The organism is Pseudoduganella danionis, from assembly GCF_009720775.1.
In the GTDB taxonomy this organism is placed as follows: domain Bacteria; phylum Pseudomonadota; class Gammaproteobacteria; order Burkholderiales; family Burkholderiaceae_D; genus Rugamonas; species Rugamonas danionis.
This window is the reverse complement of record NZ_WNKW01000001.1, coordinates 1,417,837-1,438,059: the sequence shown is the minus strand read 5'-3', so window position 1 is coordinate 1,438,059 and position 20,223 is coordinate 1,417,837. Positions and strand designations below refer to the sequence as shown.

Genomic DNA, 20,223 nt, shown 5'->3' with positions numbered 1-20,223 from the left:
ACTACCATGCGTGCCGCAATCATCGTTGCACTGGCTGCCGCCGGCGCCGTCGTCGCCGCCGATAAAGTCAATGACAAGCCGGCTGCACCAGCCGCTGCCGCCATCGTCACCGTACCGGGCATGCCGCCGGTGGTGAACCGCAATAACATCTACAGCGAAACCAACGGCCCGGCCTTCATCTCCGCTGCCGTCAAGGGCGATCTGGAACGCGTGTACGTGCCCAATCTGCGTTCCAACGACGTCTCCGTGATCGATCCCGTCACTCTCAAAGTGGTGGACAAGTTCAAGGTTGGCAAAGCACCGCAGCACGTGATTCCCTCGTGGGACCTGCGCACCCTGTGGGTGGCCAACAATGCCGAACGCACCAACATCGGCAGCCTGACTCCGATCGACCCGCGCACCGGCAAACCGGGCAAGGAAATCGCGGTAGACGATCCATACAATCTGTACTTCACGCCGGACGGCAAATCCGCCATCGTCGTAGCCGAAGCCAAGCACCGCCTGGACTTCCGCGATCCGCAGACCATGGCCATGCAGTATTCGATCGAAGCGCCCAAGTGCGGCGGCATCAACCACGCCGACTTCTCCATCGATGGCCGCTACGCCCTGTTCACCTGCGAATTCGAAGGCAGCGTCGCCAAGATCGATCTGGTCGAACGCAAGGTACTGGGCTATCTGAAACTGAACATGCCTAGCACCCGCTTCAAGGATGTGCCGCCATCGGACGCGCCATTCGCCAGCGAAATCTGCAGCTCCAAGAAAGGCATGCCGCAGGACATACGCATTTCGCCGGACGGCAAACGCTTCTACATCGCCGACATGGAAGCGGACGGTGTGCACATCGTCGATGGCGACGCCTTCAAGGAAATCGGCTTCATCTCGACCGGTCTGGGCGCACACGGCATCTACCCTAGCCGCGACGGCAAGCAGTTCTACGTGGCCAACCGCGGCACCCACAGCATCCACGGTCGCCGCAAGGTACGCGGCAGCGTGACGGTGGTGGACTTCGCCACGGAAAAAGTGGTGGCACAGTGGCAGATACCCGGCGGCGGCAGCCCTGACATGGGCAACGTCAGCGCCGATGGCAAATCGCTGTGGCTTTCGGGCCGCTTCGACGACGTGGTGTATCGCTTCGACACTACCGACGGCAGCGTCAAGCAGATCAAGGTGGGCCAGGAGCCGCACGGTCTGGTGGTCTGGCCGCAGCCGGGCCGCTACTCCGTGGGCCACACGGGCAACCTGCGCTAAGCGGCCTGCCCTGCCAGCTAGCCGCGCCAGCGGCTAGCGCGCGGGCGCCAGCCGTTCCAGATACAGTCTGGCGACCGCGCTGCCCTGTGCAACGGCGCGTTCGTACCAGAGGCGCGCCAATGCGCTGTCCTGCGGCACGCCCCGTCCCGATGCGTACATGATACCGAGCCAGTTCTGCGCCATATCGTCGCTGCGCCGTGCGGCACGTTGCAGCCATAACAGTGCCTTGCCATCGTCTTCGGCTACGCCTTCGCCGTACAGATACATATTGCCCAGCATGGCCTGCGCATAGGGAAAGCCATCGCGCGCCAGTTGCGCGAACATTTTAAAGGCGGCGGCAAACTGCTTTTGCTGGTACAGCGTCAGGGCCTCGTTTAGCTTACCCAGTTCGTTATCCTGCGCATGCAGCGGCACCTGCCCGAGACAGACCAGCAGCATTAGCAACTGGCCTAGCTGCCCGCGCCGCCGCCAGCTCGCCGGTCCACGCCCACCCATGCTGCCACGGTGGCTATTCGCGGACATAGCTGCCCGCATGGCGTGTATTCGGCTCGCCTGCCAGCATTGCACCCTGCGCCGGAGCCTTGGCATCAGCACAGCCGGCCAATAGCCCCAAGTCCACGCTGACGGGACCATACCATTCGTACACCCCGGCATAGCCGCCGGAACGCTGTATCCATGCCTGCTTGCTCAGCGTATCGACGTATGCCCGATGAATGAAACCGTCGAGCAGAGCTCCGCGTCCGTTCAGAGGAAGCCGCAGCACCCGTTCATCGTTCCTGCCAAAATCGACTTCTGCCGCAGGTAGCTCGCGCTCGAAACCTATCGCAGAAATTCCGTAGCGGTGCACCAGATCCTCGGCCAGCGGGCAGGCCTGCAGCACTGCCGTTACGCACATCAACCCCAGCAAAACCACGCAGCGCCACATGCTCGTCTCTCCCGTTCTATTACGGCTGACCGCTTGCCTGTCCGGCCGTGGCCAGACACCCAGCCAGCAGCGTGATGAACTGCTCGCGCAAGGCCAGGTACTCCGCCTCGTTTGCAAACTCGCGTACTTCCGGACGCTGATTCAGCAGATACGCGGTGGCGATAGTGCCACTGCGCTCGTCGAACAGGGTGTAGTGACTGATCACGCCACTGGCCTGGCCGAACTCCGCAAAGTTCAAGCCTAATATCTCGATACCCTGCTGTGTGCTGCGGTCCAGCACGATCTGGTGAGGCGCCTTGCTGGCAGCGGCAATATCCTGCACCTGCGTCGTGATGGCCGCACGGTCATCAGCAAAGCGGCCGCGGAACGAGCGCTCCAGCTTCAGATTGACCAGTGGCGCATTGCTGCGGCGGAACATCATCAGCCGGTAACCATCGGCCGTCGATACGGACAACTCGCCCTGACGGGTACTCACCATGCGCCCCGTCGCGCTGACTGGCAGCCGATCGCGCTGGCGGAACTGGAAGCCATCACGGTTGACGCATTCTGTCAGCGGAGCCAAAGGATCGTCGCTACGCTCCTGCGCGGCACAGGCAGCAGTGCTAGCCAGCAAAGAAAACAACAGCAGTAGAAATTTCGCCATGCCTGATACTACTCCTATGATGATGCTGAATGATGCAGCGAGCTTACCACCGGACCGACGATGAAAATGCGCCAAATGTCACTGCACGCGACCACCGCCCGTCCCCGCACCAGCTCGAGAAGCTGCCAGTCGCAGGCTACATAAGACTGCAGCATCAAGGCAGGCGCTTACCCGGACGCGGGCGACCATCATGCAGCGTCAGGGTCTGCACGGGCTGGCCCTGATTTGCATCGAAATGCAGCGTCGCATCCTTCTCGCGCACAAAATAATCATACGGTCCGGCCGCGATCAGCTCCAGCGCGGCAGGCCCCAGCGGCGGCCCCGCCACCATCAGCTTCTCGCCTACGCGCGAAATCCGCAGCGTGGTATTGGCCACCTTGAACTGCCCGGTGAACTGGTCAAACAGATCGGTCCGCGCTGGCGCAGCCGTACGCACGATAGGCCGGTAATCTTCCCAGCCATATTCGGCTGCAATACTACGCATCAGTTCCTCGATCAGCGGCCAGGCGCTATCGCCATTGGTCAGGATGACTGCGCCCTGCCCCGTCTGCGTATAGGCAAACAGCAGCGCTTTATAGCCTATGGTCGAGCCGCTGTGGTGGAATGCTGCGGCCTTGCCGACATGATCGAGCTCGAAGCCTAGCCCGTATTCATTGCTCACCGGCGTGAGCATCGCCTTGCCCACCGATGGCGCCAGCCATTGCCGGTTCTGGCCTGCGGCCGCATCCTGCACGGCCAGTGCGAAGCGCGCCAGATCCGTCGCCGTGCTCCATAAACCAGTAGGCGCCAGTTCGGGATGACGGCGCCAGCGTCCAGCCAGCACAGCGCCATCCAGATCATGACCAGCAGCGGCCAATGCAGCCTGCGGTGCTGGAGGCGACGGCGCAAACAACGAGGCCTGCATGCCCAGCGGCTGCAGCACTTCCGCTTGCGCCAGTGCGGCGAAAGGCTGCTGCATGACAGCCTCGAGATACTGCTGCAGCACCACATAACCCAGGCTGGAATAGGCATAGTCATGCTGGCTGCTGCGCGTGACGGGTGGATTAGTGGCCGGCGCCTCGCCGCGCAAAACCTGCAACAGGGTCGGTGTGCTGGCGGCAGCGGCATAGCCAGTCAGGCCATATTCGGGCATGCCTGCCGTATGGCTTAGCAAAGTACGGGCCGTGACTGCGGCTGCGCCTGCAGGCACCTGCCAGTCGCGCAGGCGCAGATTGACATCTTCATCGGGATCCAGCTTGCCGGCCGCCGCCAGCCGCATGACCAGCGCCGCCGTCACTGGTTTGCTCACCGAGCCGGCCTGAAACAGCGTCTCAGGAGTGACGGCCTGCTGGCCGCCGGCATCCGTAACGCCATAGGCGCGCGACCATTCGATTGCACCCTGGTTGATCAGTGCCACGCTCACACCGGGCACGCGCCAGTAGGCCATGCGCTGCTGCAGCGTCATGGCGGGTGCCGCCTGCCCTTGCACCACCACCGGCAACAACAGGCCCTGCTCTACCCGCGCTATGCGTGCCTGTATCTGCGCTTGTGGCGGCACGGCTGTGTGAGTGTAAGTTTGAGTCTGCGCCTGCGCCACGCCTGCCGCCAGCCATAATGCCGATAACCATGCCGCTGCCCGCAATATCGTCTCCCGATTCCGCCTGCACTAACAGCACGCGCTACAGCGCGATCAGTGGCCAGGCGGCGTTGTCATTTTTATTAAGAATATCATCTTATCAAAATTGGAACGACATTAATTTCCACTATCCCTGGCGGTGGCGCACGGGCCGCTCAGGGGAACGCCGGTTCGATCCGCACCACACCTTCGATTCCGCTGCGCTGTCCCTGCTGTCCTTCGATCAGTACATTCAGCTGGCGCGCACCAGAACCCGCCGGCAGAGCCACGCGCAACGGCGCTGGCGCGTAATCATCCTTGCGGCCGATCAGGCGGCCATCGAGCCAGACTTCGGCCCGTCCGGCCAGACGCAGGAAATGCAGCATGCCGCCGCCATCGGCGAGCTTTTTGCGTGGCGTGAAACTGGCGCGGAAAATCCGGTAGCCAGGCTGCGCGCTTTGTGCTGCATGCAGCATAGGCGGATCGCCATATTCCCAGGTGTTCATATCGAAGTCCGCCAGCGCCTGATTCGGGTCTGGCCGCACATCACTGTGCGGTGAAATACGCCAGTAGTTAACCGTGTTATATGGTGCCGCCGATGCTGGCTGGGTCGCTATGGGCGCGGTCGCGCGTACCGGCAGCACCAGCCGTGCCGGCGCCAGCCCCTGGGCGCTAGCCTCCACTACCAGCTCGCCTGCGCTGTCGTCCTGCGATTGCACGATCAGCTGCGCCAGTCCGTTAAACAGCCGGCGCGTCGGGCCCTGTTCGTCCTCGTGCGAGGTCGGATCGCCGTTGCCATGGCCGAGAGACCGCCCGGCACCATGCACGGCAAAGCGAATCTCCGCATCGGCCAGCGGTACGGGGCGCCCTTGCGCGTCCAGTGCGCGTACGGTAATCGGCATGGCGTCACGACCATCGCCGCACAATTCACCGCGGTCAGGTACTAGCTCTATCCGGACTGCGGCGCCGGTCGTTTCTACCGAAGTATGGGCGACCTGCTTGCCGTCGCGGTAGGCGAGCGCCTCCAGCTTGCCCGGCGCGTAAGCCACCTGGAAGTAGTTCATGCGGTACGGATCCACCTGTTGTTCGCCCAGCAGCTGTCCGTTCAGCAGCAACGCCACCTTGTCCGCGTTCGACATCACCATCACGCGGATTTGCTGTCCCTCGCGGCCGGCCCAGTTCCAGTGCGGCGCTATGTGCACCAGTGGCTGGTCTTTGATCCACTGCACCTGATGAATGTAATAGGCATTCTTGGCGAAACCATTCAGGTCCATGATGCCGAATACCGAATTCACAGCAGGCCACTGGTTGGGCGTGGGTTCGCCACGATAGTCGAACCCCGTCCAGACAAAGCCGCCTGCCACGTAGGGCCGGCGCGCAATCGCCTCCCACGCATCGCGATGGCTGTTGCCCCAGCTGGCGTAATCCTCGTCGTAGCTGGCAAACACATTGGTGCTCTGGTCTGTGCTGTAGACGCCGCGCGTCATGAAGGCCGACGTATCTTCTGAACTCGTGAACGGCACGTTGGGGAACTGCTGATGGAACTTGTCGTAAGCGTCGACCTGATAATTCGCTCCTACCACGTCGAGCGCATGGGCCACGCTGTATGGTCCGAAGAAGCCACCGTTCATGGCGGCCGTCACGGGCCGCGTATCATCCAGCGCCTTGACGGCAGCGGCCATGGTGCGCGTCATCTGGTAGCCCGCTTCCGTCGATTGCATGGGTTCTTCATTGAACAGCGACCACAGTACCACGCTCGGATGGTGACGGTCGCGTCGCACCAGCCACTCGAGCTGCGGCAGATAGTCGGGAGAGATATTGAAGTTGCGGTTCTCGTCCATCACGAGAAAGCCCATGCGGTCGGCCATGTCGAGAATTTCGGCCGCTGGTGCACCGTGGGTGAACCGGATGGCATTGGCACCCAGCTCCTTCAGCCTACGCAAACGGTAGGCCCAGATGGCATCGGGCACAGCCACGCCCACACCGGCGTGATCCTGATGGATGCTCACGCCCTGCAGCTTGACGTGGCGGCCGTTCAGGAAGGCGCCGCGGGCCGGATCGAAATGCATGTCGCGCAGACCGGTGTTCAGGCTCGTCTCATCAATCGTCGCACCATTCTGTATCACCTTCGCGCTGACCTGATACAGCTGCGGCTGTTCTAACGACCACAGTAGCGGCTTATCGATTGCCAGCGGCAGCTGCGCCACGGCCTGCGCCAGCACAGGCACCTGAATTTTGCTGCGCCGGCTAGCCACCAGCACGCCCGACGGATCGCGTAGCGTGACTTCAACCATCGCACTGGCGCCAGCCTTGCCGCCATTCTTGAGCGTGACAGCAACCGGTATCGTCCAACGCCCCTGCGGGCTACGACGCGGCGTGGCGTGCAAGCCGTCCGTCGCGATATGCAGCGGCGCGCGTTTGACCAGCCACGCATGGCGATAAATACCTGCGCCTTCATACCACCAGCCTTCCATGGGCACGGCATCGGCCCGTACCGCGATGGTATTCATCTCGTCACCGTAACGCAGGTAGGGCGTGATATCGATGTTACTTCCGTTGTAGCCGGACCAGTTGCGATGCACGAGGATACCGTTGACCCACACCGTCGCATGGGTCGCAATCGCATCGAACTGCAGCTCGAACTGGCGTCCCCGTTCGGCCGGCTCGATGCGCAGGTAGCGCCGGTACCAGCCTACCCCGCGCGGACGGTAACCCTGCGCCAGATTTTCCTGCGCGTCAAACGGCCCCTCCACCGCCCAGTCATGCGGCAGATTGAGCGTGCGCCAATCGCCGTCATCATAGGTGGTGCCGGCCGGGCCCCACGCAAAGCCGGCCTTGCCGTAGCCATAGCTGGCGCCATGCCCTTTCACTTCAGGCGACACGATATCGCCCAGATGGAACAGCCAGCCACGATCGAGCGACAGGCGTTCGCGGCCTGTGTTGGCCGACGCGGATACCGAAGCGATGTCAGGAGCTGCAAGCGCTACCACGGAAATGCCAAGCGTCAGCAGCATAGCCATCGCTGCGCTGCAACCGCGCAGGATAAAGAGCAGAGTGGAAATCATCGGGGGGTGACTCGCGGAGTAGTTATCACAGATCGCTTCGATGTTACGCAATCATACTCACGCTCACCAATGACTTTAACGATTCCAACTATACGATTCCGGAATAGACAATTTCGCGCACGAGTTAGGGGGGGGGAAATTCTAAATATCTGACCCGCCGGCATTTATCGTCTCGATACAGCCTGTCCATAACTCAGTTGACTAGAGCATCAGCCTTCTAAGCTGAGGGTCGCCGAGTCGAATTAACTAGGCGCTCCAAGTCAGAAATTATGTTTGCAACATCCTTGCTCTATGTCTCGCTGGCCTTCAAAGAAAGTGTAAAAATTAAGCGCCTACATTGCAGGAAGCATTCAATGCGAGACAAATATTTTCTTCAGTTTCTTCCCCTGATGCTATTCGCCAGCAATACCATTGTTGGCCACCCAACATATACCTTACAAGGCAGATGCGATTGCACGAGACTTTGAAAGTCTGCTCAAGGCAACCCCGTCAGGAAGAATACCGAGGTCAATCATGAAAATCGCACCACTCGGAATTTGCTTGTCTGGCCAATTGGCGGCCATATTCCACCTGCCTCTACATGCACAGGTCTTGATGTCATCAGCTACCGAGTCGGAATTAATTCACGCGACTAGGCCTCCGCCAGAAGTTGTAAAGTTAATTCTTCATGGCGAAACCCAAGATAACTTGCTATTCAATGAATGCCTGCGGTCAAGTCGAGAACATGGCATGTCTGCGAACCGCTTTTTTTCATCTAGGCGTATCGATTTGAACGGCGATGAATTGCCCGACTACTTTGTCCGTCCGGCACTTCAGCCCTATTGTTCAGCTTTTTATGGCGCTCATCTGTTCCGCTATTGGCTAGTGGTTGGCGTACGAAAAAATGCCAAGACGGACTATCAGATTGTTTTTGCCTATGGTGGCGACGAAGTGCGCGTACTAAGGCATCGAAGCAACGGATATCGCGACCTGGAACTGTTTGGACATACTGCGGAATGGGAAGCCAGATCTACCTGGCACTATGACGGGAAGCGCTATGTATCGACAGCATGTTCCATTCGAAATATCGACCCTGAGAATAAGGCCAAAATATCGTGTGAGACGGCAGAATGACTGGGGCAGATCGATACGCTCGATCACACAAGTTGCGCTACTTATAAACTTGGCTGAATACTGGCCTGCCCAGCAGGAATCGAACCTGCGACCCTCAGCTTAGAAGGCTGATGCTCTATCCAACTGAGCTATGGGCAGTTTTTTTGTCGCGACGGGAATTGCCGCCGGAAATGAAAAACGGGCTGTCTTAACGACAACCCGTTTTAGTATTTTGGTCGGAGTACAAGGATTCGAACCTTGGACCCCCTGGTCCCAAACCAGGTGCGCTACCGGGCTGCGCCACACTCCGAAGACATCATTCTAACGCTTGCTCTCTATAACGTCAATGTGAGCAAGCATTTTCTTTCATTAGCAAAAGATTCAGTCCTGCCTCAAGCCGCCATTTTGTCGGCAATCCGGCGCGCCATGCTTTGCGCTGCATCCTCTTCACGCGCTTCAACCATCACGCGGATCAGAGGTTCCGTGCCTGATGCGCGGATCAGTACGCGGCCGCTATCGCCCAGTTCGCGCTCGACCGCTTCCTTCTCAGCCACCATGGCAGCATTCTTGGTCCAGTCAAAGCCCGGGGTCACGCGCACGTTGACCAGCGCTTGCGGGAAGATCACCAGATCCTTGGTGCAATCGGCCAGCGATTTGCCGGCACGCTTGAGCGCCGACAGCACTTGCAGCGCCGAGATGATGCCGTCGCCCGTGGTGTGCTTGTCGAGGCACAGCAGGTGGCCCGAGCCTTCGCCGCCGAGCATCCAGCCATTTTCCTTCATCACTTCGAGTACATAGCGGTCGCCCACTTTGGCGCGGGCAAAACCTATGCCCTTCTGTTTCAGCGCCACTTCCACGGCCATATTCGTCATCAGCGTGCCGACGGCGCCAGCCACTGGGCCCGTAGCCAGACGGTCCATCACCATCAGGTACAGCAGTTCGTCGCCGTTATACAGGCGGCCATTGGCATCGCACATGATCAGGCGGTCAGCATCGCCATCCAGTGCGATACCGAGGTCGGCGCCATGGGCCTGCACGGCTTCAGCCATGGCTGCCGGTGCGGTAGCGCCGTGCTTGAGGTTGATATTGAAACCGTCAGGCTTGTTGCCTATGGCGATAACCTCGGCGCCCAGCTCGTGGAATACGTGCGGCGCGATGTTGTAGGCAGCGCCGTGGGCGCAATCAACCACCAATTTCATGCCGTGCAGATCGAGTTCGTTCGGGAAGGTACTCTTGCAGAATTCCACGTAGCGGCCGTTGGCGTCGTCCAGACGCTTGGCGCGGCCCAGCTTTTCCGACGAGACGCAAGACATCGGCTGATCCAGCGCAGCTTCAATCTCCAGTTCCACTGCATCCGGCAGCTTGGTGCCATGCTCGGAGAAGAATTTGATGCCGTTATCCTGGAAAGGATTATGCGAGGCCGAAATCACCACGCCAGCGGACAGGCGCAGCGCGCGCGTCAGGTAGGCAATCGCCGGCGTCGGCATAGGGCCGGCCAGCATCACGTCCACACCAGCGGCCGAGAAACCAGCTTCCAGTGCCGCTTCCAGCATATAGCCGGAAATACGGGTATCTTTGCCGATCAGCACGGTCGGGCGCGAGGTGCCGCTACGGCCACTGGCCAGCACTTTGCCGGCAGCATAACCGAGGCGCATCACAAAATCCGGCGTAATCGGAGCTTCGCCTACCAGACCACGGATGCCATCGGTACCAAAATATTTACGGGACATTGTGTTTCTCTCTATCGTTATCGGTTAATTCCAGCCTGCCAGACTTTCAAAGCATCTACGGTTTCCGCCACATCATGCACGCGCACGATCACAGCACCTTGCGCTACCGCAGCCAAAGCACCGCCCAGACTGCCTGCCATACGCTGCTCGACCGGCTTGCCCGTCACGGCACCCACCATGGACTTGCGCGACAGGCCAGCCAGCAGCGGCATCTGTAGCTCGGCAATGATACGCGCCGTAGATCTTAGCAAAACATAATTATGCTCTAAGGTCTTGCCAAATCCAAAGCCCGGATCGACACAGATGCGGCGCGGATCAATGCCGGCCGCCGTCATGGCCTCGATACGCTCACGCAAAAAGGTGATGACTTCGGCCACCACATCGCCGTACTGGGGCGCCAGTTGCATGTGCTGCGGGTCTTTCTGCATGTGCATGATGCACAGCGCGCAATCGCTATCGCGCACAGCCTCGATCGCACCGGGCGCGCGGAAGCCGTTGATATCGTTGATCATGTCGACACCGGCGATGATGGCTTCGCGCATCACCTGCGGCTTGTAGGTATCCACCGAGATGGCCGGACCCTGATCGCGCAGCGCGTACAGCACCGGCATCACGCGCTGCAATTCCTGCTCGAGCGGCAGCGGGTCGGCACCGGGCCGGCTCGATTCGCCACCCACATCGATGATATCGACGCCGTCGCGTATCATTTCCTCGGCATGGGAAATGGCAAATTCCAGCGTATGGTGCTGGCCGCCATCAGAGAAGGAGTCGGGGGTGATATTCAGGATGCCCATCACAAGGGCGCGGGCGTGTTCGCCGCTCAGGGGGTAGTTGAAGCGGCCAAACTGTAAAGTGCTATGCATGGAGTGTGTCAGTACAATGAAAAAGGGGCGAGGATCACTCCTCACCCCGATGTTACTTGCCGCTAGAACAAGCTAGGCTAGCTGCTTAGGCTGGTGCCGTGACGCTAGGCGCTACGCCCGAACCGCCATCGCTAGGTGGCTGCTTGCGGATGGTTACGCCAGCTTTCGGTGCACGTGGTTCCAGACCGGCCATGATGTCGTTGATCTGGTCGGCATCGATGGTTTCCCATTCCAGCAGCGCCTTGGTCATCACTTCGACCTTGTCGCGGTTTTCTTCCAGCAGCTTGCGCGCCAGTTGGTACTGGGTATCGAGGATGCGGCGGATTTCCGCATCGACCAGTTGCTGGGTGGCTTCCGAAATGGTCTTGGAAGCACCACCGAAGAAACCATCGTTCTGGCTATCTTCGTACACCATCACGCCCATGCTGTCGGACATACCGAAGCGCGTCACCATCGAACGGGCCAGCTTGGTGGCACGGGCAAAGTCGTTGGAAGCACCGGTCGACATCTGGCCGACAAAGATTTCTTCCGCGATACGGCCACCGAACAGGATGGAAATTTCTTCCAGCATCTTGTCCTTGTAGCCCGAAATATTGTCGTGCTCAGGCAGCTGCCAGGTCAGGCCCAGTGCCCAGCCACGCGGCATGATGGTGACTTTGTGCACGGGATCAGCCTTGGGCAGCAGCTTGGCTACCACAGCGTGACCGGACTCGTGGTAAGCCGTGTTGCGACGCTCTTCCTCGCGGATGATCATGGACTTGCGTTCCGGCCCCATGAAGATCTTGTCCTTGGCATCTTCGAAGTCGATCATGTCGACCAGACGCTTGCTGCGACGCGCGGCAAACAGGGCTGCCTCGTTGACCAGATTGGCCAGATCGGCACCCGAGAAGCCGGGCGTACCACGGGCCAGAATGTCAGCCTTGACGTCGGTGCCGATAGGCACTTTGCGCATGTGCACGTTCAGGATCTGTTCGCGGCCGCGGATGTCCGGCAGGCCTACCGAAACCTGACGGTCGAAACGGCCCGGACGCAGCAGCGCTTTATCGAGCACGTCGGCACGGTTGGTAGCCGCCACCACGATCACGCCGGACGATGCTTCAAAGCCGTCCATTTCCACCAGCAGCTGGTTCAGCGTCTGCTCGCGTTCGTCATTACCGCCGCCCATGCCGGCGCCACGGTGACGACCGACCGCATCGATTTCGTCGATGAAGATGATGCAAGGCGAGTGCTTTTTCGCGTTTTCGAACATGTCGCGTACGCGGCTAGCGCCCACGCCGACAAACATTTCCACGAAGTCCGAACCAGAAATCGAGAAGAACGGTACTTTGGCTTCACCGGCAATCGCGCGCGCCAGCAGGGTTTTACCCGTGCCCGGAGGACCAACCATCAGCACGCCGCGTGGAATGCGGCCGCCCAGTTTCTGGAATTTGCTCGGGTCTTTCAGGAAGTCGACGATTTCGTTGACTTCTTCCTTGGCTTCATCGCAACCGGCCACATCGGCAAAAGTCACGGTGTTATTGGTTTCGTCCATCATGCGTGCCTTCGATTTACCGAAGGAGAACGCACCGCCCTTGCCGCCGCCCTGCATCTGGCGCATGAAGAAAATCCACACGCCGATCAAGAGCAGCATAGGGAACCACGACACAAAGACCTGCTGCAGGAAGCCAGGCTCTTCTGGTGGTTTGATATCGAAGTGGATGCCGGCATCGCGCAGGTCACCGACCAGACCGCGATCGAGCATGGTGGCGGTCGAGCGCACCTTGGTGTCATCGCTGCGGGTGGCAGTGATGTTGGCGCCTTCGATCACCACATCCTTGATGCGCTTGGCTTTAACCTCATCCAGCAAATCGGAATAAGCGATCGTTTTAGGACCACCGGACACGCTATGGCTGTCGAACTGCTTGTACAACATCAGCAGCAGCAACACCACAACTACCCAGATGGCGGATTTGGAAAACATGTTATTCACGAAAACTCCTTGGATGCGGGGCGCATCTGTAACCTATAGCTTGAAATCCGATTTTACCTGCAATAAACAGCCACTGCCAGAAGGCCATTCAGGGGTGCGCGCAGATTTCTCGCCTAAAACACATTATTTGACCAAAACACGGGTGCGATCAAGTCAAAACTGATCTTCACGGTGGCTATGTGCGGCCCGTCAGGCAAATATCAAGGGCGGACGGGCGGGAAATCCCCGTCATCATAAGGTTGCGAAGAAAGCATGCCTTCCGTCGGATTTTTCAGTCCGCGCCCCAGCAGGAAGATTTCCGACGACTTGTCGCGACTGGCTTTCGGCTTCTTCTGGGTCACGGTTTTGAATTCCTGACGGAACTTCAGCACGATGTCGTTGAAACCCATGTCTTTAAAGCATTTCACCAGCAGCGCCCCGCCCGGCTTCAAATGGGCTTGCGAAAATTCGATGGCCAGATCGATCAGATGTTCCATCCGCGCCGCATCGGAGGCAGCAATACCCGACAGATTGGGCGCCATATCGGACAGCACCAGATCGACTTTTTGACCTTGCACCACATTTTCGAGCTGTTGCAACACTTCCGGCTCGCGGAAATCGCCCTGGATAAAGTGGAAATCGGCAATCGGCTCCATCGGCAGGATATCCAGCCCGATCAGCGTGCCATTGATGCCGCCGCCTTCCTTGCCGGCCAGCTTGCGACGCGTGTACTGGCCCCAGCTGCCCGGCGTACAGCCCAGATCGACAATGACCTGGCCCGGTTTGATCAGCTTCTCGTCCTCATCGATCTCCTTGAGCTTGAACGCAGCACGGGCGCGGAAGCCCTCTTTTTGCGCTAATTTCACGTAAGGATCGTTAATGTGGTCGTGAATCCAGTTTTTGTTGATTTTGTTCTTTGCCATTCGCGTAGAATACTGCCTTTAAGGGAACTACTAAAAAATATTATTATGCAAAAACTTACACCCGTTGAGCGCAGCGCACTGCGCGCCGAAGCGCATGGTCTCAAGCCTATCGTCCTGATCGGCGAGGCGGGATTAACCGCCAACGTCCTCAAGGAAATCTCGCTGGGCCTCGACTCCCATGGTCTGATCAAGGTGCGCGTGTTCGGCGACGACCGCGAAGCCCGTATTGCCATGTATGAAAGCATCTGCGAACAGCTCGACGCTGCTCCAGTGCAACACATCGGCAAACTGCTGGTGCTCTACCGTCCTAAAAAGGAAGCAGCGAACGAGCGTAGCGCCACGGCTGGCCGCGGTCTGCGCGAAGTCACCATCGTCAAGCCTAGCCCAAGCGGCACCAAACGTCCATCCGTGACCAAAGTTCTGCTGAAAGGCAACGAACGCGTCACCCAGGGCGGCAACATCAAACGCGCCAAAGTGCGTCAGAAATCGACCAAAAAGAGTCTGGGCTAAGCCGGTTTAGACCGCGTTTTTGCGAGAAATTCGGGGCCAGAGCATGCCGCATGCTCTGGCCCCGCTTTTTTATTTGGGGTCAGGTCGGGCAAAGTGTCGGTGTCAGGTCGGGCAATGGGGCACTCAACATTTTGCCCCGATGCCCGACCTGACACCTGCACTTTGCCCGACCTGACCCCGTGGTTTATTGTTTGACGACTAGCCAGGCGGCCAGCAAGCTCTGCACCAGATAAACGCTGCTGGAAATGCCGTGCAATATGCCGAACTCGTTGTGGGCGGCTTCTTCCATCACGCCGCCGGGACCGGCCGCAGCGCGCAGGCTGGCCATCATCGGCTGCAGACCGAAGTGCATGATCAGGGTGCAGGCCAGCATGATGGCGACGATCACCAACAGCACGCGGCGGGTACGGGCTGCCGAATTGGCGGCCGAACCGGCAAAAATGCCGCCCGTCTCGCTACCGCGCCCTACCCACAGCAAAGCCAGCATCACGAGCGCGCAGGCAATCGACAGCCAGGCCTGATGGGCGAATAAATTGGCGGCAATATTGCCAGCCAGCACACGGTCACTCAGCGTGGCAAACAGGGTCGGCGCGGCCAGATAGCCGACCGTCCAGATACTGCCCGCCCACAGCGTTGCAACCAGTAGCCGTGTACGTGCGAGTAACATCAGACGTAACGCACTTCCAGAATTTCGTATTCGCGCGGACCCGACGGGGCCTGCACTTCCACTACGTCACCAGCCGATTTGCCGATCAGGGCACGGGCGATAGGCGAAGTCACGGAAACCTTGCTCAGTTTCAGGTCAGCTTCATCGATGCCGACGATTTGGTAGGTCACTTTGGCGCCCGATTCCAGATCTTCCAGATCCACGGTCGAAGCGAACACCACGCGGCCTTCGGCGTCCAGGGTGGTCGGATCAATGATCTGAGCCGTGCTCAGCTTGCCTTCCAGTTCGGCAATACGGCCTTCGACAAAGGCTTGACGCTCTTTGGCCGCATCGTATTCGGCATTTTCCGACAGGTCGCCGTGCGAACGGGCTTCGGCGATGGCGTCGATCACGACGCGGCGCTCTACGTGCTTCAACTGGTGCAACTCTTCGCGGAGCAGCTCTGCGCCGAACTTGGTAAGTGGAACTGAAGTCATCTTGTATTTACTCTGTTGTAACAATGGAAAACCACAGAGGCCGCGCCTGCCTGCTGCGCGAGCTCTGTGGTTAGGAAGTCCTGCTTGGCGTCAGCGCAGTGGAACACCGCGCTGACTCAAGAACCTTAGTGTAAGGTTTTATGCAGCCCTTGTAAATCGTACACTTGCAACTGATCCAGATGACGGATACCTTCCACCGCCGCTTCGGCACCGGCGATGGTGGTGTAGGTGGTCACGCGGGCCGCCAGCGACGAGGTACGGATGGCGCGCGAGTCCGTGATGGCGCTGCGCTTTTCTTCCACCGTATTGATCACCAGTACGATTTCGTGGTTTTTGATCATGTCGACCACGTGCGGACGACCTTCCACCACCTTGTTGACGGGGGTGACAGGGATGCCGGCAGCGGCGATCACGGCAGCCGTACCCTTGGTAGCCACCAGCGTGAAGCCGATTTCCACCAGATCACGTGCCACTTTCACAGCGCGCGGCTTGTCCGACGATTTCACCGACAGGAATACCTTGCCCGATTTCGGCAGCTTGATGCCTGCACCCATCTGCGATTTGACGAAGGCTTCACCGAAGGTTTTACCCACGCCCATCACTTCACCGGTCGATTTCATCTCAGGGCCGAGGATGGTGTCCACGCCAGGGAATTTCACGAACGGGAACACGGCTTCTTTCACGCTGTAGTAGGAAGGTACGACTTCCTGCGTCACGCCCTGCTGTGCCAGCGTCTGGCCGACCATGCAGCGTGCGGCAATCTTGGCCAGTTGCAGGCCCGTTGCTTTAGATACATACGGCACGGTACGCGAAGCGCGCGGATTCACTTCCAGCACATACACCACGTCCTGCAGCGCGCCGTTGATTTCCTGCTTCTGGATCGCGAACTGCACGTTCATCAGACCCACCACGTTCAGGCCCTTGGCCATCAGCGCGGTCTGGCGTTTCAGTTCGTCGATGGTCGCTTGCGCCAGCGAGTACGGTGGCAGCGAGCAGGCCGAGTCGCCCGAGTGCACGCCAGCCTGTTCGATGTGTTCCATCACGCCGCCGATAAAGGTGGTTTCACCGTCGCTGATGCAGTCCACGTCGCACTCGATGGCGTCGTTCAGGAAGCGGTCCAGCAGCACTGGCGAATCATGCGACACCTTCACAGCTTCGCGCATATAACGTTCCAGATCGCGCTGCTCGTGCACGATTTCCATCGCACGGCCGCCCAGCACGTAGGAAGGACGCACCACCAGCGGGTAGCCGATTTCCTGTGCCAGTGCCAGCGCGTCGGCTTCGGTACGGGCGGTACGGTTAGGCGGCTGACGCAGATCCAGTTTGTGCAGCAGTTGCTGGAAGCGCTCGCGGTCTTCCGCAGCATCGATCATGTCAGGCGAGGTACCGATGATAGGCACGCCGTTCTTTTCCAGATCCAGCGCCAGTTTCAACGGGGTCTGGCCGCCGTACTGGACGATCACGCCCAGCGGTTTTTCCAGTTCGACGATTTCCAGCACGTCTTCCAGCGTCAGCGATTCGAAGTACAGACGGTCGGAGGTGTCGTAATCGGTCGATACGGTCTCTGGGTTGCAGTTGACCATGATGGTTTCATAGCCATCTTCGCGCATCGCCAGTGCCGCGTGCACGCAGCAGTAGTCGAACTCGATACCCTGGCCGATACGGTTAGGGCCACCGCCCAGTACCATGATCTTCTTCTTGTCGGTCGGATTCGACTCGCACTCTTCATCGTAGGTCGAGTACATATACGCCGTGTTGGTGGCGAATTCTGCTGCGCAGGTATCGACGCGCTTGTAGACCGGACGGATGTTCAGTTCGTGACGACGGGCGCGCACGGCAGCCTGCGTGGTCTGCAGCAGGAAGGCCAGACGGCGGTCCGAGAAGCCCTTCTGTTTCAGCTTGTACAGAGTGTTCTTGTCCAACTGTTCCAGCTTCTGGGTGTCCATCCACAGTTCCAGATCGACGATCTCTTTAATCTGGATCAGGAACCACGGATCGATCTTGGTCAGCTGGTGCACTTCTTCCAGCGTGAAGCCTTGTGCGAACGCGTCGCCCACGTACCAGATACGCTCAGGACCTGGCTCGCCCAGTTCCTCTTCGATCTTCTCGCGGTCTTTGGTCTTTTCGTTCAGACCATCCACGCCCACTTCCAGACCGCGCAGGGCTTTCTGGAACGATTCCTGGAAGGTGCGGCCGATCGCCATCACTTCACCCACGGATTTCATCTGAGTGGTCAGGTGGTGGTCGGCAGTCGGGAACTTCTCGAAGGTGAAGCGCGGGATCTTGGTCACGACGTAGTCGATCGAAGGTTCGAACGAGGCCGGGGTGGCACCGCCGGTGATCTCGTTGCGCAGTTCGTCCAGCGTGAAGCCCACGGCCAGCTTGGCCGCCACTTTGGCGATCGGGAAGCCGGTGGCTTTCGAAGCCAGTGCCGAGGAACGCGATACGCGCGGGTTCATCTCGATGACGATCATGCGGCCGTCTTTCGGGTTGATCGAGAACTGCACGTTCGAGCCGCCCGTATCCACACCGATTTCACGCAGTACCGCCAGCGAGGCGTTACGCATGATCTGGTATTCCTTGTCGGTCAGCGTCTGGGCTGGTGCTACGGTGATCGAGTCACCCGTGTGCACGCCCATAGGGTCCAGATTTTCGATCGAGCAGATGATGATGCAGTTGTCCGCCTTGTCGCGCACCACTTCCATCTCGTACTCTTTCCAGCCCAGCAGCGATTCTTCGATCAGCAGCTCGTTGGTTGGCGAAGCTTCCAGACCGCGTTTGCAGATGGCTTCGAATTCTTCTTCGTTGTAAGCGATACCGCCGCCGCTACCACCCATGGTGAACGATGGACGGATGATGGTCGGGAAGCCCACATCGCGCTGCACAGCCCAGGCTTCGTCCATCGAGTGAGCGATGCCGGAACGGGCCGAACCCAGACCGATCTTGGTCATGGCGTCCTTGAACTTGGCGCGGTCTTCAGCCTTGTCGATGGCTTCCGGCGTGGCGCCGATCAGCTCTACCTTGTACTTGTCCAGCACGCCGTTGCGGTGCAGGTCCAGCGCGCAGTTCAGCGCGGTCTGGCCACCCATGGTCGGCAGAATCGCGTCCGGCTTTTCCTTGGCGATGATCTTCTCGACCACTTGCCACGTGATCGGCTCGATGTAGGTGACATCGGCCATTTCCGGGTCGGTCATGATGGTCGCAGGGTTGCTGTTGACCAGAATGACTTTGTAGCCTTCTTCACGCAGGGCCTTGCAGGCCTGTGCGCCGGAGTAGTCGAATTCGCAAGCCTGACCGATGATGATCGGGCCGGCACCAATAATCAGGATGCTTTTAATATCAGAACGTTTTGGCATTTATTTTTTCTCCGTAGCTTCCATCAGGCCGATGAAGCGGTCAAACAGGTAAGCGACGTCAGTCGGGCCGGGCGATGCTTCAGGGTGACCCTGGAAGCAGAACGCTGGCGTATCGGTGCGGGCGAAGCCTTGCAGCGAACCATCGAACAGCGACACGTGGGTGACGCGGCAGTTGGCTGGCAGGGTGTTAGGATCAACCGCGAAGCCGTGGTTCTGGGACGTGATCATGACTTTTTTGCTGTCCAGATCCTGTACCGGATGGTTGGCGCCGTGGTGGCCGAACTTCATTTTCAGGGTGGTGGCGCCGGAGGCCAGACCCATGATCTGGTGACCGAGGCAGATGCCGAACAGCGGAATCTTCTTCTCCATGAACACCTTGGCGGCAGCAATCGCGTAATCGCAGGGCTGCGGGTCGCCAGGACCATTCGACAGGAACACGCCGTCCGGATTCAGCGCCAGCACGTCGGCTGCACTGGTCTGAGCTGGCACCACGGTGACTTTGCAGCCGCGCGAGGTCAGCATGCGCAAGATATTGCGCTTGACGCCGAAGTCGTAGGCCACTACGTGGAATTGGGCGGCCGGCGAGGCATCGGCCAGCTTGCCATAGCCTTCGCCGAGTGCCCATTCGGTTTCGGTGAACTCGTAGGTCGACTGCACGGTGACCACTTTGGCCAGATCCATGCCGGACAGGCCGGGGAAGGAACGGGCCAGATCCAGTGCCTGCGATTCCGATGGCTCGTTACCTTGCGTACCCACGAGGATGGCGCCGGACTGGGCACCCTTCTCGCGCAGGATACGGGTCAGCTTGCGCGTATCGATACCGGCGATGGCGACGATGTTCTCGGCCTTCAGGTATTCGGACAGGGTTTGGGTGGAGCGGAAATTCGAGGCGACCAGTGGCAGGTCACGGATGATCAGGCCAGCGGCATGAACTTTGGAGGATTCGACGTCTTCAGGATTGATGCCGTAGTTGCCGATGTGGGGATAGGTCAGCGTGACCATCTGGCGGCTATACGATGGATCGGTCAGGATTTCCTGATAACCCGTCATGGAAGTATTGAAGACCACTTCACCGGTAGTGTGGCCGGCAGCGCCGATCGAAAAACCTTTGAAGATGGTTCCGTCAGCGAGGGCCAGTATGGCTGGAACGGTGGGGCCAGAAAAAAATGGCGGCAAGGGCAAC

Annotated in this window: 16 protein-coding genes and 2 tRNA genes; 3 read left to right on the top strand and 15 right to left on the bottom strand. The window is 59.3% G+C overall.

The window, feature by feature from the left end:
* Window positions 1-6 precede the first annotated feature (6 nt).
* Window positions 7-1,248 (top strand): YncE family protein, encoded by a 1,242-nt coding sequence (locus GM655_RS06190; RefSeq protein WP_155434168.1) that lies wholly within the window; start codon window positions 7-9, stop codon window positions 1,246-1,248.
* 33 nt (window positions 1,249-1,281) lie between these two features.
* Here GM655_RS06190 and GM655_RS06185 read toward each other — a convergent pair whose 3' ends face one another.
* The 5 genes from GM655_RS06185 to galA all read right to left on the bottom strand — a co-directional run bounded on the left by GM655_RS06185 (window position 1,282) and on the right by galA (window position 7,424).
* Window positions 1,282-1,770 (bottom strand): tetratricopeptide repeat protein, encoded by a 489-nt coding sequence (locus tag GM655_RS06185; RefSeq protein ID WP_196308711.1) that lies wholly within the window; start codon window positions 1,768-1,770, stop codon window positions 1,282-1,284.
* Window positions 1,757-2,173: a hypothetical protein gene (locus GM655_RS22735; protein WP_196308710.1), complete on the bottom strand. Its 417-nt coding sequence runs from the start codon at window positions 2,171-2,173 to the stop codon at window positions 1,757-1,759. The genes GM655_RS06185 and GM655_RS22735 overlap by 14 nt, the downstream gene beginning before the upstream one ends.
* Before the next feature lie 19 nt (window positions 2,174-2,192).
* On the bottom strand, window positions 2,193-2,816 hold the full coding sequence (locus GM655_RS06180) for a hypothetical protein (protein WP_155433676.1): 624 nt from the start codon (window positions 2,814-2,816) through the stop codon (window positions 2,193-2,195).
* A 154-nt stretch (window positions 2,817-2,970) separates the two neighbouring features.
* On the bottom strand, window positions 2,971-4,437 hold the full coding sequence (locus tag GM655_RS06175) for a serine hydrolase domain-containing protein (RefSeq protein WP_155433675.1): 1,467 nt from the start codon (window positions 4,435-4,437) through the stop codon (window positions 2,971-2,973).
* Between the two features lie 149 nt (window positions 4,438-4,586).
* Window positions 4,587-7,424 (bottom strand): beta-galactosidase GalA, encoded by a 2,838-nt coding sequence (gene galA / locus GM655_RS06170; RefSeq protein WP_229632388.1) that lies wholly within the window; start codon window positions 7,422-7,424, stop codon window positions 4,587-4,589.
* Window positions 7,425-7,988: 564 nt separating this feature from the next.
* Here galA and GM655_RS06165 point away from each other — a divergent pair.
* On the top strand, window positions 7,989-8,588 hold the full coding sequence (locus tag GM655_RS06165; RefSeq protein WP_155433673.1) for a hypothetical protein: 600 nt from the start codon (window positions 7,989-7,991) through the stop codon (window positions 8,586-8,588).
* Window positions 8,589-8,649: 61 nt separating this feature from the next.
* Here the strand turns inward: GM655_RS06165 and GM655_RS06160 are convergent.
* From GM655_RS06160 to GM655_RS06135, 6 genes are all read right to left on the bottom strand, one after another.
* Window positions 8,650-8,726 (bottom strand) — tRNA-Arg (locus GM655_RS06160).
* Window positions 8,727-8,800: 74 nt separating this feature from the next.
* Window positions 8,801-8,877 (bottom strand) — tRNA-Pro (locus GM655_RS06155).
* 82 nt (window positions 8,878-8,959) lie between these two features.
* Window positions 8,960-10,297: a phosphoglucosamine mutase gene (glmM, locus tag GM655_RS06150; RefSeq protein WP_155433672.1), complete on the bottom strand. Its 1,338-nt coding sequence runs from the start codon at window positions 10,295-10,297 to the stop codon at window positions 8,960-8,962.
* A gap of 17 nt (window positions 10,298-10,314) precedes the next feature.
* Complete coding sequence (gene folP, locus GM655_RS06145; RefSeq protein ID WP_155433671.1) at window positions 10,315-11,160, bottom strand: dihydropteroate synthase; 846 nt, start codon at window positions 11,158-11,160, stop codon at window positions 10,315-10,317.
* Window positions 11,161-11,245: 85 nt separating this feature from the next.
* A complete protein-coding gene (gene ftsH / locus GM655_RS06140; RefSeq protein ID WP_348694101.1) occupies window positions 11,246-13,129 on the bottom strand; it encodes an ATP-dependent zinc metalloprotease FtsH in 1,884 nt (627 codons plus the stop codon).
* Between the two features lie 200 nt (window positions 13,130-13,329).
* Window positions 13,330-14,031: an RlmE family RNA methyltransferase gene (locus tag GM655_RS06135; RefSeq protein WP_155433670.1), complete on the bottom strand. Its 702-nt coding sequence runs from the start codon at window positions 14,029-14,031 to the stop codon at window positions 13,330-13,332.
* Between the two features lie 45 nt (window positions 14,032-14,076).
* Between GM655_RS06135 and yhbY the strand changes: the two genes are divergently transcribed.
* The gene (gene yhbY / locus GM655_RS06130) at window positions 14,077-14,541 is read left to right on the top strand and encodes a ribosome assembly RNA-binding protein YhbY (RefSeq protein WP_155433669.1); all 465 of its coding nucleotides are present in this window, start codon (window positions 14,077-14,079) and stop codon (window positions 14,539-14,541) included.
* 184 nt (window positions 14,542-14,725) lie between these two features.
* Here yhbY and GM655_RS06125 read toward each other — a convergent pair whose 3' ends face one another.
* The 4 genes from GM655_RS06125 to carA all read right to left on the bottom strand — a co-directional run bounded on the left by GM655_RS06125 (window position 14,726) and on the right by carA (window position 20,216).
* A complete protein-coding gene (locus tag GM655_RS06125) occupies window positions 14,726-15,208 on the bottom strand; it encodes a DUF4149 domain-containing protein (RefSeq protein WP_155433668.1) in 483 nt (160 codons plus the stop codon).
* A complete protein-coding gene (greA, locus tag GM655_RS06120) occupies window positions 15,208-15,684 on the bottom strand; it encodes a transcription elongation factor GreA (RefSeq protein ID WP_155433667.1) in 477 nt (158 codons plus the stop codon). Before greA ends, GM655_RS06125 begins: the two co-directional genes overlap by 1 nt.
* 125 nt (window positions 15,685-15,809) lie before the next feature.
* Window positions 15,810-19,040: a carbamoyl-phosphate synthase large subunit gene (gene carB, locus GM655_RS06115; RefSeq protein WP_155433666.1), complete on the bottom strand. Its 3,231-nt coding sequence runs from the start codon at window positions 19,038-19,040 to the stop codon at window positions 15,810-15,812.
* Window positions 19,041-20,216 (bottom strand): glutamine-hydrolyzing carbamoyl-phosphate synthase small subunit, encoded by a 1,176-nt coding sequence (gene carA / locus GM655_RS06110; protein ID WP_155433665.1) that lies wholly within the window; start codon window positions 20,214-20,216, stop codon window positions 19,041-19,043.
* Window positions 20,217-20,223: the final 7 nt, after the last annotated feature.

Excerpts from the sequence above, each read along its gene's own strand:
- GM655_RS06190 (WP_155434168.1), top strand. The coding sequence starts at position 7 with ATGCGTGCCGCAATCATCGTTGCACTGGCTGCCGCCGGCGCCGTCGTC.
- GM655_RS06185 (WP_196308711.1), bottom strand. The coding sequence starts at position 1,770 with ATGTCCGCGAATAGCCACCGTGGCAGCATGGGTGGGCGTGGACCGGCG.
- GM655_RS22735 (WP_196308710.1), bottom strand. The coding sequence starts at position 2,173 with ATGTGGCGCTGCGTGGTTTTGCTGGGGTTGATGTGCGTAACGGCAGTG.
- GM655_RS06180 (WP_155433676.1), bottom strand. The coding sequence starts at position 2,816 with ATGGCGAAATTTCTACTGCTGTTGTTTTCTTTGCTGGCTAGCACTGCT.
- galA (WP_229632388.1), bottom strand. The coding sequence starts at position 7,424 with ATGCTGCTGACGCTTGGCATTTCCGTGGTAGCGCTTGCAGCTCCTGAC.
- GM655_RS06165 (WP_155433673.1), top strand. The coding sequence starts at position 7,989 with ATGAAAATCGCACCACTCGGAATTTGCTTGTCTGGCCAATTGGCGGCC.
- glmM (WP_155433672.1), bottom strand. The coding sequence starts at position 10,297 with ATGTCCCGTAAATATTTTGGTACCGATGGCATCCGTGGTCTGGTAGGC.
- folP (WP_155433671.1), bottom strand. The coding sequence starts at position 11,160 with ATGCATAGCACTTTACAGTTTGGCCGCTTCAACTACCCCCTGAGCGGC.
- GM655_RS06135 (WP_155433670.1), bottom strand. The coding sequence starts at position 14,031 with ATGGCAAAGAACAAAATCAACAAAAACTGGATTCACGACCACATTAAC.
- yhbY (WP_155433669.1), top strand. The coding sequence starts at position 14,077 with ATGCAAAAACTTACACCCGTTGAGCGCAGCGCACTGCGCGCCGAAGCG.
- GM655_RS06125 (WP_155433668.1), bottom strand. The coding sequence starts at position 15,208 with ATGTTACTCGCACGTACACGGCTACTGGTTGCAACGCTGTGGGCGGGC.
- greA (WP_155433667.1), bottom strand. The coding sequence starts at position 15,684 with ATGACTTCAGTTCCACTTACCAAGTTCGGCGCAGAGCTGCTCCGCGAA.
- carB (WP_155433666.1), bottom strand. The coding sequence starts at position 19,040 with ATGCCAAAACGTTCTGATATTAAAAGCATCCTGATTATTGGTGCCGGC.